This window comes from Vibrio sinaloensis DSM 21326, from assembly GCF_000189275.1.
In the GTDB taxonomy this organism is placed as follows: domain Bacteria; phylum Pseudomonadota; class Gammaproteobacteria; order Enterobacterales; family Vibrionaceae; genus Vibrio; species Vibrio sinaloensis.
Genome location: NZ_AEVT01000018.1, coordinates 195,083 through 210,084 on the forward strand (window position 1 = coordinate 195,083; position 15,002 = coordinate 210,084).

General features: G+C 46.0%; 15 protein-coding genes. 10 read left to right on the forward strand and 5 right to left on the reverse strand.

The features are described from left to right. Positions 1–40: 40 nt before the first annotated feature. Entirely contained in the window at positions 41–517 is a 477-nt protein-coding gene (locus RH45_RS04315; protein ID WP_008074251.1) for a hypothetical protein, read from the reverse strand. Between the two features lie 251 nt (positions 518–768). On the opposite strand from RH45_RS04315, the gene RH45_RS04320 reads away from it, so the two are divergent. Further along, entirely contained in the window at positions 769–1,059 is a 291-nt protein-coding gene (locus tag RH45_RS04320; RefSeq protein ID WP_008074256.1) for a putative quinol monooxygenase, read from the forward strand. Between the two features lie 29 nt (positions 1,060–1,088). Beyond that, positions 1,089–1,748: a nitroreductase family protein gene (locus tag RH45_RS04325; RefSeq protein WP_008074258.1), complete on the forward strand. Its 660-nt coding sequence runs from the start codon at positions 1,089–1,091 to the stop codon at positions 1,746–1,748. A 56-nt stretch (positions 1,749–1,804) separates the two neighbouring features. Here the strand turns inward: RH45_RS04325 and RH45_RS04330 are convergent, their stop codons facing one another. Then, positions 1,805–2,230 carry a universal stress protein gene (locus RH45_RS04330; RefSeq protein ID WP_008074259.1) on the reverse strand — a complete coding sequence of 142 codons (426 nt, stop codon included), beginning with the start codon at positions 2,228–2,230 and terminating at the stop codon, positions 1,805–1,807. Between the two features lie 184 nt (positions 2,231–2,414). Between RH45_RS04330 and RH45_RS04335 the strand changes: the two genes are divergently transcribed. Both RH45_RS04335 and RH45_RS04340 read left to right on the forward strand, forming a co-directional pair. Continuing rightward, positions 2,415–3,353, forward strand: a complete 939-nt coding sequence (locus tag RH45_RS04335; protein ID WP_008074260.1) for a LysR family transcriptional regulator — start codon at positions 2,415–2,417, stop codon at positions 3,351–3,353. 84 nt (positions 3,354–3,437) lie between these two features. Then, on the forward strand, positions 3,438–4,829 hold the full coding sequence (locus RH45_RS04340; RefSeq protein WP_008074262.1) for a glycoside hydrolase family 1 protein: 1,392 nt from the start codon (positions 3,438–3,440) through the stop codon (positions 4,827–4,829). 23 nt (positions 4,830–4,852) lie between these two features. Here RH45_RS04340 and RH45_RS04345 read toward each other — a convergent pair whose 3' ends face one another. Further along, entirely contained in the window at positions 4,853–5,458 is a 606-nt protein-coding gene (locus RH45_RS04345) for a TetR/AcrR family transcriptional regulator (RefSeq protein ID WP_008074263.1), read from the reverse strand. 122 nt (positions 5,459–5,580) lie between these two features. After that, positions 5,581–6,672, reverse strand: a complete 1,092-nt coding sequence (locus RH45_RS04350; protein ID WP_008074264.1) for an efflux RND transporter periplasmic adaptor subunit — start codon at positions 6,670–6,672, stop codon at positions 5,581–5,583. A 274-nt stretch (positions 6,673–6,946) separates the two neighbouring features. Here RH45_RS04350 and RH45_RS04355 point away from each other — a divergent pair, with 274 nt between their 5' ends. The 4 genes from RH45_RS04355 (at position 6,947) to RH45_RS23500 (ending at position 11,588) form a co-directional block, all read left to right on the forward strand. After that, on the forward strand, positions 6,947–7,672 hold the full coding sequence (locus tag RH45_RS04355) for an IclR family transcriptional regulator (RefSeq protein WP_008074268.1): 726 nt from the start codon (positions 6,947–6,949) through the stop codon (positions 7,670–7,672). A 4-nt stretch (positions 7,673–7,676) separates the two neighbouring features. Beyond that, on the forward strand, positions 7,677–8,510 hold the full coding sequence (locus RH45_RS04360; protein ID WP_008074270.1) for an arginase family protein: 834 nt from the start codon (positions 7,677–7,679) through the stop codon (positions 8,508–8,510). A gap of 458 nt (positions 8,511–8,968) precedes the next feature. Then, positions 8,969–10,846 (forward strand): PhoX family protein, encoded by a 1,878-nt coding sequence (locus RH45_RS04365; RefSeq protein WP_008074272.1) that lies wholly within the window; start codon positions 8,969–8,971, stop codon positions 10,844–10,846. 589 nt (positions 10,847–11,435) lie between these two features. Further along, on the forward strand, positions 11,436–11,588 hold the full coding sequence (locus tag RH45_RS23500; protein ID WP_008074273.1) for a hypothetical protein: 153 nt from the start codon (positions 11,436–11,438) through the stop codon (positions 11,586–11,588). Between the two features lie 61 nt (positions 11,589–11,649). Here RH45_RS23500 and RH45_RS04370 read toward each other — a convergent pair whose 3' ends face one another. Beyond that, positions 11,650–12,537 (reverse strand): LysR family transcriptional regulator, encoded by an 888-nt coding sequence (locus tag RH45_RS04370; protein ID WP_008074274.1) that lies wholly within the window; start codon positions 12,535–12,537, stop codon positions 11,650–11,652. 194 nt (positions 12,538–12,731) lie between these two features. Between RH45_RS04370 and RH45_RS04375 the strand changes: the two genes are divergently transcribed. Both RH45_RS04375 and RH45_RS04380 read left to right on the forward strand, forming a co-directional pair. Beyond that, on the forward strand, positions 12,732–13,715 hold the full coding sequence (locus RH45_RS04375; RefSeq protein ID WP_008074275.1) for a zinc-binding dehydrogenase: 984 nt from the start codon (positions 12,732–12,734) through the stop codon (positions 13,713–13,715). 174 nt (positions 13,716–13,889) lie between these two features. Further along, the gene (locus RH45_RS04380; RefSeq protein WP_008074276.1) at positions 13,890–14,846 is read left to right on the forward strand and encodes a sensor domain-containing diguanylate cyclase; all 957 of its coding nucleotides are present in this window, start codon (positions 13,890–13,892) and stop codon (positions 14,844–14,846) included. Positions 14,847–15,002 lie beyond the last annotated feature (156 nt).

Consider the following 15,002-nt stretch of genomic DNA (forward strand, 5'->3'; position numbering starts at 1 on the left):
TAATCTGGGTCAATAAGATCGTGTATCCGCTTTCGTTTTATCACGTGGAGCGCAGCAATTTGAGTAGTTGTAATCCGTCACTTGCTTGTCCTGAGTAGCCAACCAATCGTTTTGGGTAGCGCCATGGAATGGTGGTCATCAACGCTTGAACGAATGAAAACGTTGCGGAGAAGTTGAGGCAGTAGGTTGCGAACGGAGGTGTACTGACATTTTGCCCAACGCTGAGCAAGAAATAGTATCCCCAAGATGCAAGCGGACCACCGAGTAGTACAAAGGCTCTTTGCTCAAGGGAGAGAGTAGAGGATATCTGGCAAAAACCTCGATGAAATGGTGTAGCTGAGGTGATGATAGTCAGTTTACCCATTGGGATAGTGAAACCTCTTCGTGGTGTACCTAAAGAAATGGTCACGTGCTTTACCCAAAATAGTTGTGGTATTGCGTGGCCGAGTTCGTGTATCAGGGTCAGCAAGGGGGCGATGATAAACAGTGAGAATAATAACGCTGGCAGGGTATCCATCTTAAAGTCCTTGGTCTAACGGTTTAGCTCTATTATCTGTACTGGCTTTTCAAGTGGAGGACTTTGCGACAAACGGTGAAATAGCAGGATGAATGGCGAGAACGTGAATTTTATTATCAAAAATAAATTGATAATAATTCAAAAATTAGGCGCTTTATCGCGAGGTTATACTGTCTTAATATCTTCCTCAAGCAAACATAAAGCATAAGCAATCAAAGTGGTTGCGGACGATAAATAGCAAGGTTAAGTCGATGAGTAAGTTAACAATTGTGGCAAACATTATTGCTAAGAAAGACAAGGTCGAACTGGTGAAAAGTGAGCTTATTAAGCTGATTGAGCCAACCCGTTTAGAAGAGGGCTGCATTGATTACGATTTGCACCAAGACAACGAGAACCCAGCGCATTTTGTCTTCCTTGAAAATTGGACATCACGCGAGTTGCTGCAAAAACACCTGCAAAGTGAGCATATCGCCGCTTACAAGGCTGCAACTGAAGGCGCGGTTGAACTGTTTACTCTTAACGAATTGACCCATATTGCGTAACGCAAACTCTATTATATTGAGGCATGAACATGACACATCCAATCATTAAAGACCTAAACACTCGTTACACCGCCAAAAAATACGATGCGACCAAACGCATTTCTGCTGACGATATCCAAGTGATCAAAGAGGCGCTGCGTCTATCGGCTTCGTCTATCAATTCACAGCCTTGGAAATTCATCGTATTGGAAAGCGACGATGCGAAACAACGTTTCCACGATACATTTGCCAATAAGCATCAGTTTAATCAACCGCATGCTAAAGAAGCGTCGCACACCATTCTCTTGGCTTACGATCCAAAATTCACTAAAGAGAAGTATGCTAAACGTGTTGATGCTGAGGTGACATCAGGCCACCTACCGGAAGATCGTTACAACATGATGCTCGATGGTGCTTACGGGTTTGCAGAAGCGAATACTGATGAAAATGGCTTCAATGGCAACTGGACAAAAGCACAAGTCTACATCGCACTGGGTAACCTACTGCACACTTTGGCTCGCCTTGGTATTGATTCAACGCCAATGGAAGGGGTCGATCCAGAGCTTATCGGCAGTATTTTTGAAAAAGAGCTTGCGGGTCATGTATGTGAAGTGGCTTTGGCGATTGGTTACCACCAAGATGGCGAAGATTACAATCACGGTCTACCAAAAGCGCGCATGCACATGGATGATGTGATTGAAGTGCTGTAACTTTCACTATGAGTAAACAAAAGCCTGATGTTAAGTCAGGCTTTTTTATTGCCTGATTAAGACGGAATGGGTACCACTAAGATATCGACAGGCGACTTATTAATTAGCTGCTGAGAGTAAGACACAATACGGCTCCAAAAGTCTTGATGGTGGCCGCAAATCAATAGGTCTATGCCACTATCACTGATCACTTCGTGCAACTTATCACTCAAATCGCCAGTACCGACAATAAATTGCATGATCGGAAAGTCGGTATTGCTGTCAAAGGCACGCAACTGTTCCATGGTGTGCTCGTTAAGCGGTCTTAAATCTGGATTTGCTTTGATGTCGACTAAGTCTGGATAGATTTCCCCATGGGTACCGTCGATGTGAATGAACGAGATTCGTGAATCGAGTTGCTTTGCGAGAAAGACGGCACGCTCAATAAGAATATTGCTTTCTTCTGAGAGCTCCAGAGCGACAAGGATATGTTTGTATTGCATAACCAATCTCCCTAAGTGATAACGCTAAAACAAGCATAGCTTTAGTTTCAACCAAAAGGCGCAGCGTAGATCGCGGATTTATCACATATTCAATCTATTTCGCAACTTATTGATCTTAGTCAGCTTGAGCATTTTGTGCAGAGCGGTGTAATCTTTTAGAGATTATCAAACAGGAATAGAAAATATGTTACTTGAAGATCTTCAGGTGGTACTCAAAGTTGCCGAAATCCGCAGTATTACTGGCGCCGCCACGGCACTGGATATGCGAACTGCGACGGCCAGCGCTGCAGTCAAAAGGGTTGAAGCTTCTTTGGGTGAAGAGCTCTTTGTTCGCACCACACGTCAACTGCGATTATCTAATGCCGGTGAACGTTATTTACCCCAGTGTGAAAAAGCGCTTGAACTATTAGCGCAAGCGAAACAAAGCATGCGAGGTGACCAACAGGAGATCGATGGTGAAGTGCGTATTTCGCTCTCGTCTGACCTTGGGCGTAACATGGTGGTGCCATGGTTAGATGAATTTTTGGATGCACACCCGAAGGTCAAGCTGCGTACCCACTTGAGTGACAGTAACGTTGACTTCTATCGAGATAGTGTCGACATGGCACTGCGCTACGGATCGCCAACGGATTCTAATCTCTATGGTTTTAAGATCTGCGATGTGCAGAAAATACTCTGCGCAAGCCCAGACTACTTAGCGAAACATGGCGAGCCTCAGCACCCAGAAGATCTAAAACAGCACAATGGCTTGTTTTATCAATTGCATGACGTGTTGAAAGATGAGTGGGAATTCTTGCGCGATGGGCAAGAGTTTAAAGTGAAAATGTCCGGTAACCGAGCGTCTAACGATGCCGATTTGGTTCGTCGCTGGTGCGTTGCGGGTAAAGGTATTGCGATTAAGTCTTATCTTGATATGTCGAGTGATTTGCTGGCGGGAAACGTCGTCGAGGTGATGGCTGACTACCAGCCGACCATCAGCGAGCTCTGGTTAGTGTGTCCAAGCCGACGCTCAATCACGCCTACGGTGCGATTGCTGCGCGATATGTTTCGAGAAAAGACCGAGCAGATTCATCAACAGTTGGAGCAACAAGGGCTGATCTCTTGTCGAGAAACTAGGAAATAACGGACAGTGAGTCTGACCTTATTTGTTCCTTAAATCCTGTTCTACAATGATTTCCAGTTTCAGTTACTTGATTTTGGAAATTTTATGTCTTGCTTCCCGAAAGATTTTCTCTGGGGCGGTGCTATCGCCGCTAACCAAGTTGAGGGCGCCTTTAATCTTGATGGTAAAGGGCTTTCAACCTCCGATATGTTGCCTAATGGTATTCTTAGTCCGCATCAAACTCGCCAAGAGCGAGGTGAAGGAATCAAAGATCTGGCAATCGATTTTTACAACCGCTACCCGCAAGACATTGAATTGTTTAATGAGATGGGCTTCAACTGCCTACGCTTGTCCATAGCTTGGAGCCGTATTTTCCCTAATGGCGACGAAACGGAGCCAAATGAAGCGGGTCTTGCATACTACGATAAGATTTTCGATGAACTCGCCAAGCATAATATGCAGCCTTTCGTGACCTTGTCGCATTATGAAATGCCATACGCGCTGGTTGAGAACTATGGAGGGTGGAGCAGTCGCGAACTGATCACTTTCTTTGAGCGCTACGCAAGAACGGTTTTTGAGCGCTATCAGAATAAAGTCAAACTGTGGCTAACGTTTAACGAAATCAACATGTCTCTGCATGCTCCGTTTACTGGGGTAGGCTTACCAGAGGAAGCCAGTGAACAAGCCATTTATCAGGCCATTCATCACCAGCTTATTGCCAATGCCAAAGCCGTCAACTTATGCCACGAGATTATTCCTGATGCGAAGATAGGTAATATGTTGCTCGGGGCCATTAATTATCCTTATACCTGCAACCCTGATGATGTCCTCGCTGCGATGCATGAGAACAACAAGTGGCTGTTTTTCGGTGATGTGCAAACTCGCGGTAAGTATCCGGGTTATATGCAGCGCTATTTCCGCGAGAATAGCATCGACATTAGCATGCAAGCTGGCGACCTAGAGTTGCTTGCCAGCGCCAGTGTCGACTTTATCTCCTTTAGCTATTACGCCAGCGGGTGTGCCAGTGCGGATCCAAAGCAAAAAGAAGTCGGCAATATTGTTGATAGCGTGCCTAACCCTTATCTGGAGAAAAGCCAATGGGGGTGGTTGATCGATCCCAAAGGCTTACGTGTGTTGCTGAACTTCTTATATGATCGTTACCAAAAGCCGTTGTTCATCGTCGAGAATGGATTGGGCGCTCGCGATGAAGTCAATGATGAAGGGAAAGTGATTGATGATTATCGAATTGCTTACCTCAATGATCATTTAGTGCAAGCGCATGAAGCGATTTTAGACGGTGTGGAATTAATGGGCTTTACCAGCTGGGGGCCAATTGATTTGGTTGCAAACTCGACGGCGGAAATGAGTAAACGCTACGGCTATATCTACGTTGACCGTCATGACGACGGCAGTGGAACACTGGTGCGCAAACGCAAAAAGAGCTTTTATTGGTATCAGCAAGTGATCAATAGCAATGGTCAAAGCCTAGACGCCTAACTAAAAGGAGCCAATTGGCTCCTTTATTGGTTGTGTTGGCAACTGAGGAAAAAGTCTATTGCTGACTCAAGGCTCCGCTGTCTTTCGACAGGGTCGTTTGGTGCCATACCTAAGAATACCGGGAAGAAAGTACGACCTTTGACCAGCGCCCATAAGTTAACTGCAAGCTCGGCGGTGTTTTGCTTAGCTAGAGCACCATGCTCAATGGCGGCGTTGAGCCAGTTTTCCATTGGGCAAGCTTTGATACTTTCGACATCATTGAGGTGACATTTGCCCTGGCACATGGCTTCGATGGTGATCGCAACCAACAGACGGCGCTTTTCGCACTGCATCACTTGATCTAATTGTTCGGTGAAAATATCGATGAGTTGCTCGCGAACGCTGCGCTTAGGATCAAAGGCAGGTAGAGAACGGTTGAGTTTTTCTTCTTCCATAATGTACTCAACCACCGCCTGATACAGGTTCTCCTTCGAGCCAAAATGCGAATAAACCGTTGGTTTGGTGGAGTTGGCTTTTTTGGCAATCAAGTCTAGTGATGCGCCCTGCACACCACAATCTTTATAGCATTCAATCGCAGCTAAAATGATGCTGTGTTTGGTTCGTTCGCTGCGTTGGCTTCGTTTGTCCATACCTTTATCCGTACAGGATGGGGAGAACTGCAACCCTACCATATCTTGCTTAACCTTCTATTGAATAACGGATGATTTGCGATTTTTCTCATCTTTTCGACGCCTGTTTGCTGATTTTGTCATCAGTTTCCACGGTTTAGTATTTCGTTGAGTTGATTGACTATGTTGACAACAGGTTCAATTTTCTTACCTACCAGATGGGGTGCATCGGGGGAAGAGAGGACAAAGTCGCTCGCCACCAATCCCGACTTAATAGGGGTATATCCGCTCACGGTTTCTTTAATAGTGGCAAGGGTGACCTGTTTCGCGCGCACAATGCGTTTTTCATCGAGGACAAATAAGGTTGGTGTTCCGTCGTCAGTGTGGATGGCGGAAGCGGGCACAAACAACTGAGGTTCTTGTTTTGGGCTATTGAGATAAAACGCCGTTTTTGAACCGATGAGATGCTCCCCATTGCGGTTATCAAAGACCGCGTACGCACTAAGTTGCTGGGCCTGATTGGCGATTTTTGAATCGACATAGCGAAGCTTCCCATCTATGTAGTGGCCTTCTGATGACAGAATGGACGCATTGAGGCTGTCGGGATAATTACTTAGAACCTGACGAAATACATTGAGTACTTGAGGTGAGGCATCAAAATGCAACTCAACTCTATCAGTGGCGACGAGATCAGCGATGAAATCACCTTCATTGACATAGTTGCCGGCATTAAATCGGATCTGACCTAAGGTTCCCGAGAAGGGGGCGTACATGGTGGTCGCGTTGAGGTCTTGTTGGGCGAGCAGCAGGTTGTTTCGAGTTTCTTGAACCGCTCTTGCCGCAGTTTTCAGTTTAGGATCATCTTCGCGGCTAGTGCGGGTCAGTTCAATGATGTTGCGCGTGGCAATCTGATACTCGTTTTGTGCTGTTTTCACTGCCAGTTCAGCAAGCGTGGAATCAAACTCCACGATAGGTTGACCTTGATCGACGTAGTCGCCATCCCTAACGTGGATAGCGGTAATCTTGCCACTGTGTTCTGCCAAGATTTGGGTGTATTTAGGGGAACGAAATTCACCTTCAAGTTCAATCAACTTGGTGACCTGACGTTGTATCGGCAAGTGAACCAAATAGGAATTGGGGTATTGTGCTGTTTTCGCTTGGGAAACCTGGCAGCTGAAAAACAATGTTGGAGCAAGAGTTAAAGTAAGGCCAAGTGTAAGGGCGAGTTTATTCATTGCTGTCCCTGTTCGTTATTGTATTTGTTTGGCTTATTAGTTGTAGAAAATGGGGTGTTGTTTTCTATCGGTTAGAGGATATTTTAACTTTACCGTTAAGTAAAGTTTTGAAATTAAACAGCGAGCCCCTGTTAGAGTATGACGCTTGGTACAAAATTTCGTTAATTCTCGCAGTATGAGAAAGTGGAGATAATTTTGATTCCTAATTCCTACAACATAAGAATAGAATTTGATCACATCCTTAGTATAGCGATACAACAAGAGCGTGAACTCTATGAAGCAGAGTAGTGGGCAAGTGAATGAGAAGGTCTTACAACTTCTTATGCAAGTGGCCGTGAACGATGAACCCGTAACCGCCAAGCAACTGAGTGAACAGGTTGGCACGCCAATCAGCAGTTTATATCGTCACCTTAAACTGCTAAAAGAATGGAACTTGATTGAAGAAAGTCCAAGTGACAAAACCTTGATCATAGGTCCGGCAGCTCTGATGCTGATGCGCAGTTACGAAACCAGCCAACACGATTTGGATGCGGTGGATACCGTACTCAACCGACTGCAAAAGCAAACGGGTGAGATGGCAGCATACATGGTGCCAGTGGGCTATCGAGCATTGTGTGTCAGTCGTAAGGAAAGCATGCAGGCGCTTCGTTGCAGCTACGTCCAGGGTCAAAGTCAACCACTGTTACGCGGCGCCTCTTCTAAAGTGATGCTGGCTTACATGCCTTCCCAGCGATGTGAGAAAATCTTGCGCTACTTTGGGGAATACAACCAAATTACCCAGTGGCAGCAAGAGCTGGAGCAAATTCGAAACCAAGGCTATGCCGTCAGTACCTCGGAAATTGATCCTGGCGTATCGGGCATCAGTGCCCCGGTGATGAAAGGCACAAAGTTGATTGGTGCTATCTCCGTCATGGCGCCTGCTCATAGAGTGGAACAGAATCAGCAAAAAATCATTTTGCATGTACTTCAAGCAGCGAGGGCATTGCCCCCAGAAAGGTAACGCTATGTTTGGGCTATTTCGACGCAATAAGACACAAAGTATCACAGGAATCTCTTCCGAGCGGCTGGCATTGTTAACCGTCAGTGAGTGGTTGAAACCGATGAAACAGGTGGATTTCGAAATGGCTGATCAAAGCTTGGAGGAGATGTATGAATGGCTCTCTACACTCGACAAGCAGAGTTGGCTTAATGGTGGGCATTACAATGTGACCGAGCAGCCCTCTGGCAAGTATCAACTTCACCTGAGTCGTTTCTTGGGCTCTGAGGTATTGCCAGTGGTGTTAACCAATAACTGTGAGTCGCTTCTCTACTCTTTACCTTTACTTCATTCGCCGAGGAAAGATCTGGGTATCATTCATATCGGGCGCCAGTTAGAGCTTAAAGCGTCATTGGAGCCTGACCAAGGTTCGGCCTTTCATTTTGCGTTGACGCGGTATAATGAATGTCGCCTGTTCTGCTTAGGCATTGATGCACAGGCTGAATCCGATCGAGCCTTAGAATACGCAGAAGACCTTGGTTGCGATTGGATGACATTACCCGAATGCAGCTTTGGTCATCGTTTTCAGGTTAAGCAGCAATTGGCGAGCTATCTTTCTCATTGTGAAGATATCGTCGTAAACATTGACTTAGCTTGTTTATACCCGGTCTCTCGCCTTGAGAGGGGGAGCGCACTAGACGTGCAAATGGTCAATCGAATGTTGCGACAAATGCTGATATCCGGAAAAGTGCGTCAAATACAGTTGGTGGGCTACAAGGATAAGCACTTGTATTCGAAACAGACCCAGGCGATTTTGCATGAACTCGCGGCTCTGTTTCCCTCTTCTCACCGTGCCGCTTAATTTCTCGAACGCCAGAAACACAAAAGCTGGCGTTTAAGCCAGCTTAGTTTTTGGGGTTAGCACATTAAGATTCTTTGCTTGCGTTTTTGTTCGACTCTTTCCAGTACTGAATGCGAACGCGATGCAGTTGTGCTTTTCTCATTTTCTTCATGATAATCCCTCACTTAAAAACAAAATCGCTCTTCAATGAGCCTATGTGAATTCAGTTCCTCATGAACAAGAATCAATGTAGCGAGCAAAATCGAAAAGATCTAGGTTTTTGATCACATTTTTTTGCACATTCTCACATGTATATCAGTCAAAATTGAACCATGGCGCACTTTAATGAGCTTGTCATGTAAGTTGTGAAAAACTGTCATCTGACGTTAATCTATAAGAAACAATAAGTTAACTTGGTTGTCATTTTGCTCTCCTAATATGCTTGCGCTATTAATATAAAACCAAGCAAGGAGTCAGCAATGTGGAATCGTGACAATCAGGATTCTGAATTCAGCCAAATGATCGATGCACGCCTATCTCGCCGTCGATTTTTAGCTGGTACCGCGGCAGTGAGTGCAGGGGCATTCCTATCGCTTAACCCAATTACCAAAGCATTTGCCGCTAAGAGTGACAGCCCGTTACTCAATTTTGAAGCCGTCCCAGCGTCTACAGCGGATGCGTTTATTGTGCCTAAAGGCTATAAAGCGACACCGCTCCTTTCTTGGGGGGACCCGATCTTTGCAGATGCACCAGAATTCGACCCAAGTGGTAAGCAAGATTCCAAAGCGCAAATGCGTCAGTTCGGGGATAACACCGACGGTATGAGCCTGTTCCCAATCAATGATAATCGTGCAGTTATCGCGGTGAACAATGAGTACACCAACTATGACTTGTTGTTTGATCATGGTGGTAAAGCGATGACGGCTGACGATGTGTTGAAATCTCAAGCGGCTCATGGTGTCACGGTTTTCGAGATTGTGAAGTCTGGTGGAGAATGGAAGCTGGATCGTAACGGGAAGCTCAACCGCCGTATTACCGCCAATACAGAAATGCAGTTGACCGGGCCAGCAGCAGGCCATGACTTAATGAAAACCAAGCTTGACCCGTCAGGCATGAAACCGCTTGGCACATTTAACAACTGTGCCAACGGCCAAACTCCTTGGGGCACCTACCTAACGTGTGAAGAAAACTTCAATGGTTACTTTGGTACAAGTGGTTCGGCAGAAGTCTCCGTTGACCACAAGCGTTATGGTGTAAAAGCCGCTAAAAGCAAATATCAATGGCACGATACCGATGAGCGTTTCGATGTGGCTAAGCACCCAAATGAACCGCACCGTTTTGGTTGGGTCGTTGAAATCGATCCTAATGACCCAACATCGACGCCACTGAAACGCACGGCGCTTGGCCGATTCAAGCATGAGAATGCCGCCCTACTGATCAATGATGATGGTCATGTGGTTGTTTACTTAGGTGATGACGAGCGTGGTGAGCATTTGTATAAGTTTGTCTCGAAGAACAAATACCAACCAGGCAATGACAAAGTAAATCGTAACCTGCTTGAAGAGGGAACGCTTTACGTGGCTAAATTCGCTATGGATGATAAAGAACTGAAAGGCGCTGGTGAATGGATTGAGCTGACTCACGGTAAGAATGGTTTAACCAAAGAGAACGGCTTTAACGATCAAGCGGAAGTGATGATTTTTGCTCGTCGTGCGGCAACGCAAGTTGGTGCAACCACGATGGACCGCCCTGAATGGGTTGCCGTTCACCCAGACAACAAGCATGTGTTCTGTACGCTAACCAATAACAAAAACCGTGGTGTAGAAGAGGATCAGCCTGTTGGTGGGCCAAACCCGCGTAAAGAGAACCACTACGGTCAAATTGTTCGCTGGGTGCCACAAAATGGCGATCATACTCGTTCAAGCTTTGAGTGGGACTTGTACTTGATTGCGGGCAACCCTCAAGTGCACCAAGGAAACCTGTATGCCGGTAGTGAAAACATCACAGCGGATAACATGTTCAACAGCCCTGATGGTATCGGTTTCGATTCGGCAGGTCGTCTATGGATTCAAACAGACGGTAACTACTCCAACAAAGGAGATTTTGCTGGGCAAGGCAACAACCAAATGCTGTGTGGTGATCCAATGACTGGGGAAGTTCGTCGTTTCTTGACGGGGCCAGTGGCTTGTGAAATCACAGGTTTAACCTTCTCGGCGGACAATAAAACCATGTTCGTTGGCGTTCAGCATCCAGGGGAAAAAGGTGCGCCTTCTCATTTCCCTGCAGGTGGTAACAGCAAGCCACGCTCGACGATTATGGCGATCACCCGTGAAGATGGCGGTGTGATTGGCGCATAATCGCACTTGAAGCGTAACATCAAAGCTTCAGAATGCCTGATTCTGGAGCTTTTTTCTTTCTATTCATAAGCGGTGATTTACATCGGCCACCGTCTATTACTCATGTTATCTTTCCTTGCTGTTTTAGTGGGGTTCGCGACATTTTTTCTCGGGGTAGTCGCGTGTTAGAAGCGAATAATCTTAGCGGGTACCCAGTGAGTGAGTTTGGCAAAAGCGAGGAAAACTGATAGGTGGGCAAAGTTAGTGATGCGCTTCAAAGTTGCACAAATTGGCGATTAGAACGCTCTATGCGTATGAAAGCATAAAAAATGTGACTTTGTATCGAATTGGCACTAAATGTAGTTGCTTCATTTGTACGGTAAGCCTATATTTAGAAGGTACCCAATCTAACTTAAGGTGTTTAGACCGAGTCCATATTTATCATTAATACGAATACACTGCACGATACTGATGCTCATTTTCGCCGCTTTTGTGGCCCTAAGTGAATCAAAACGTAAAAGAATAAAGTATTGCATGACGGCCTTCGCTTTGAGCGGCATCTTTTGGTTAGCCAGGTACTGGTGTTGTAAACCAAGAAGGAGATTTGGCTATGGTATCAGTGATTCTATTTGTATTAGCGGTAGTAGTATTCTTCTGTTGTTGGACGGCACAGCATGGATTGCCTGTGTTAGGGATGAAACTCGATGAGTCTGACCAATTGCTGCTTGCCGAAGTGCGCGGCGAAGAAGTGTTAGAAGCTTGAAAATATAACCGTACCTCTAGAAAAGGAGCCCGAAAGGCTCCTTTTTTGGTTCTACTGGTTGTTAGCTTAGTTGTTGACGAATGATGTCCTTCACTGTGTCGAATCGAGCAGGTGTTTGTCGGTGGCGTTTAGTCACGACATAAAGTGGCTCTACAACGGGCTGTTTAGGCTGATATACCGCAATCTCTGATTTTAATGGAAAGGCATCCAAGGCACTTTTAGGCAGTACCGTAAACCCAAGCCCTTTCGCGACCGGTAATAAAATCTGACTGAGTTGGTTCACGTACCCTTTGACTGGCAGCGCGCTAATGTTGATGTTTTCCAGCTCCGACTCTCCGCATTGGGAGAAAAACAGAGAGAGAAAATGTTCTGCATCGGGGTGGCGGATCAAGCCGAGCTGCTGTAAATCCTGCAAAGTAAATGCTTGAGTTGATGCAGTGTTAGGCAACATTAAACATAAAGGCTCCACACCAAACTGCTCAGACTCGATTCTAGGATCGGTCGGCGCGTGGGTGACGATGCCTATGTCAGCTTCACCGGAGATAATATCCGCCAATACTTTGCGATGAGGTGCCGCTTCAACCTGGGTAACAAGGTCGGGATGTTGGTGCTGAAGGTCAAGTAAATGAGGGTAAAGCATCAGAGCAAGTGAGCCTGAGCAAGCCAGACTGACGGTGCCAGAATACGGATCATCATGGCCTAGTGCACTGAGCATTTGCGCCTGCTGAACGTCGAGCTGTTTGGCATAATCGTAAACGGTTTTCCCTGCTTCAGTTATTTCAAAGCTCTTGTTCTGTCTGGCGATGAGCGGGTGGCCACATGCGTCCTCCAGTTTTTTTATGTGCTGACTGACTCCCGGTTGAGTCATGAAGAGCTTTTCAGCTGTTTTGGTAAAATGGCCAGTTTCAATCAAGGTAACAAACGTTTTTAGCCAACTCGGGTTTAGCATAATGGTTCCATCTATACTATTGCTCATGATGTGTCTTTTTAATCAATGAAAAGACGGTACTGTGCTTTTATCTATAACGGCCTGTTATCAAACTCAGAATAAAGAATAATTTCTCATTGTCTAGCGCGCTGTTTACCCTATCTATTTTACGGCCATTAGAACCGAGTGATTCAAGCGGATTTCAGGGGAGAACAATGAAAGCGATTACCTATCAATTAGCCAGCGACACCTTTACTTTAAAACAGCTTCCTAAGCCTCAACTGCAATCTGATTTCGATGTGCTAGTTAAAGTACACGCAGTGGCATTAAACCCAGTGGACGCCAAAGTAAACCAATGGCATCGCATGGCTCCAGACATGAACGATGATTTCGTTGGAGGGTTAGATGTAGCAGGGGAAATTGTAGAAGTGGGTGCAGCCGTGGATGGTTGGCACGTTGGTGACAGAGTACTCTATCACGGAAATATGCGCCGGATTCATGGTGGATTTGCGGAGTATGCGTTGCAAGATGCCCGTACTTTGACACCACACCCCAATGTTGCACCTGAAGTCGCCGCCGCAACCCCTTGCGCCGCGTGGACAGCTTACCGAGCTTTGGTGGATAAATTGGATGTGGAGCAGCGCAGCAGCATCTTTATCTCTGGCGGTGCAGGCGGGGTGGGCAGTTTTGCCATTCAACTGGCGAAACACTTTGGTGTTGAGACCATCATAACAACCGCTTCCGCTAGCAAACATGAGTTTGTTCAGTCGTTAGGTGCTACACACGTTATTGACTATAAGCAAGAAGATGTCCTTGCACGAGTACTCGACATTACTGATCAGCAAGGCGTCGATGTATCGCTCGACTGTGTCGGTGGAGAAAACGACGTGCTGTGTGCGTCTGTACTAGGCTTCGAAGGGGAAATGGTTGAGTTGGTTAATACTGTCAATCCAAGTCAGTATCCCGATGCTTTTTTGAAGGGTTTATCATTTCATCAGCTTAGCCTAGGTTCGGGGCATGCAAATGGCGATAAGGGTTTCCAGAGCATCGTTTCTGCAGGTAAAGAAGTATCCAAGTTGCTGGGGCTTAATATTCTTCAAGTCCCTAAACTTGAGGTGATATCACTGGAGCAGATCGGCGATAAACTACAAGATATGAGACGACAGCGCACCACAGGTAAGATTGTGGCACGGTTATAGACGGCATCGAGTGCGGCATCAAATTGGGTTAGATGCCGCTTTTTTTTGTCTCGCTAGTCAGGTTCGGCTTTGTGTGATGGTTAATCCAAAACAGTGACGTCATCGAGTCCAAAAAGTGAACCATATTGGTTTCGCCTGCTAAGATCTGTGTATCGCCCACTTGTGAACATCGCTATGAAAGAGCCAACCTCTCCAAATAACGAAGCTCTGCGCGTCAAACAACTGCAGCAGCTAAATATCTTAGATACTCAACCTGAAGAGCGCTTTGATCGCGTAACGCGTTTGGCAAAGCGTCTGTTTGATGTGCCTATAGCCGTAGTGAGTTTAGTCGACTCTAATCGCCAATGGTTTAAATCGTGTTTTGGACTCACTGTGTCAGAAACTCCGAGAAACATCTCATTTTGTGGTCATGCCATTTTAGGAGACGAACCATTTATTATTCCTAATGCATTGGAAGACGAACGCTTTGCCGATAACCCTCTGGTCACGGGAGAGCCGAATATTCGCTTCTATGCAGGTGTCCCTTTGGTTTATCAAGACAATACTAAACTCGGCACCTTGTGCATTATTGATAGCAAACCGCGAGAATTCAGCAGCCAAGAAATACAAGACTTGATCGATTTGGCCAAAATAGCGGAGCAGGAACTGGCCAACAGCCTTGCGGCCACGACAGATTCGTTGACTGGGATTTCTAACCGTCGTGGTTTTGAAGAGCTTGCGAGTAAATCACTCGACTATTGCCGCGCAGGCGGTTTTTCTATTTCATTGGCGTACTTTGACTTAAACGACTTTAAGCAAATCAATGACAACTATGGCCATCAGGCCGGAGATCAAGCCTTGGTCCAGTTTGCGAGCTTGCTTAAGTCATCTTTTCGAGAGTCAGATGTGATTGCCCGAGTGGGTGGGGATGAATTTGTTGTTCTGATGTCTGGGGCTTCGGAAAAAGGGGCGACCTTTGCGATTAACAGCTTTAAAGACTCTTTACAGGCACAGAATGCCACAAATGCATGTGATTTTAATATTTCCTTCAGCGTTGGACTGGTAGCGACCAAAGCGAATGCTAGTGTGACTTTAGAGAATTTAATTGAGCAGGCAGATCAGAGGATGTATCAATCCAAAAAGCGCCTCTAATTAACACCGCTTGATTATGAGTGCGTAAAGCTCATTTTGGCCGTCAATAAGTGCCACGCTACTCCATGGTTAACTTTCATCAAATTGACATGATATTGATGAAGTGGGTAATAAATGGGCGTCTAATAGCGGCATGTTGAATTCTGCGCTTGTGCA

Excerpts from the sequence above, each read along its gene's own strand:
- RH45_RS04335 (WP_008074260.1), top strand. The coding sequence starts at position 2,415 with ATGTTACTTGAAGATCTTCAGGTGGTACTCAAAGTTGCCGAAATCCGC.
- RH45_RS04360 (WP_008074270.1), top strand. The coding sequence starts at position 7,677 with ATGTTTGGGCTATTTCGACGCAATAAGACACAAAGTATCACAGGAATC.
- RH45_RS04370 (WP_008074274.1), bottom strand. The coding sequence starts at position 12,537 with ATGCTAAACCCGAGTTGGCTAAAAACGTTTGTTACCTTGATTGAAACT.
- RH45_RS04315 (WP_008074251.1), bottom strand. The coding sequence starts at position 517 with ATGGATACCCTGCCAGCGTTATTATTCTCACTGTTTATCATCGCCCCC.
- RH45_RS04365 (WP_008074272.1), top strand. The coding sequence starts at position 8,969 with ATGTGGAATCGTGACAATCAGGATTCTGAATTCAGCCAAATGATCGAT.
- RH45_RS04345 (WP_008074263.1), bottom strand. The coding sequence starts at position 5,458 with ATGGACAAACGAAGCCAACGCAGCGAACGAACCAAACACAGCATCATT.
- RH45_RS04330 (WP_008074259.1), bottom strand. The coding sequence starts at position 2,230 with ATGCAATACAAACATATCCTTGTCGCTCTGGAGCTCTCAGAAGAAAGC.
- RH45_RS04375 (WP_008074275.1), top strand. The coding sequence starts at position 12,732 with ATGAAAGCGATTACCTATCAATTAGCCAGCGACACCTTTACTTTAAAA.
- RH45_RS04320 (WP_008074256.1), top strand. The coding sequence starts at position 769 with ATGAGTAAGTTAACAATTGTGGCAAACATTATTGCTAAGAAAGACAAG.
- RH45_RS04380 (WP_008074276.1), top strand. The coding sequence starts at position 13,890 with ATGAAAGAGCCAACCTCTCCAAATAACGAAGCTCTGCGCGTCAAACAA.
- RH45_RS04350 (WP_008074264.1), bottom strand. The coding sequence starts at position 6,672 with ATGAATAAACTCGCCCTTACACTTGGCCTTACTTTAACTCTTGCTCCA.
- RH45_RS04355 (WP_008074268.1), top strand. The coding sequence starts at position 6,947 with ATGAAGCAGAGTAGTGGGCAAGTGAATGAGAAGGTCTTACAACTTCTT.
- RH45_RS04325 (WP_008074258.1), top strand. The coding sequence starts at position 1,089 with ATGACACATCCAATCATTAAAGACCTAAACACTCGTTACACCGCCAAA.
- RH45_RS23500 (WP_008074273.1), top strand. The coding sequence starts at position 11,436 with ATGGTATCAGTGATTCTATTTGTATTAGCGGTAGTAGTATTCTTCTGT.
- RH45_RS04340 (WP_008074262.1), top strand. The coding sequence starts at position 3,438 with ATGTCTTGCTTCCCGAAAGATTTTCTCTGGGGCGGTGCTATCGCCGCT.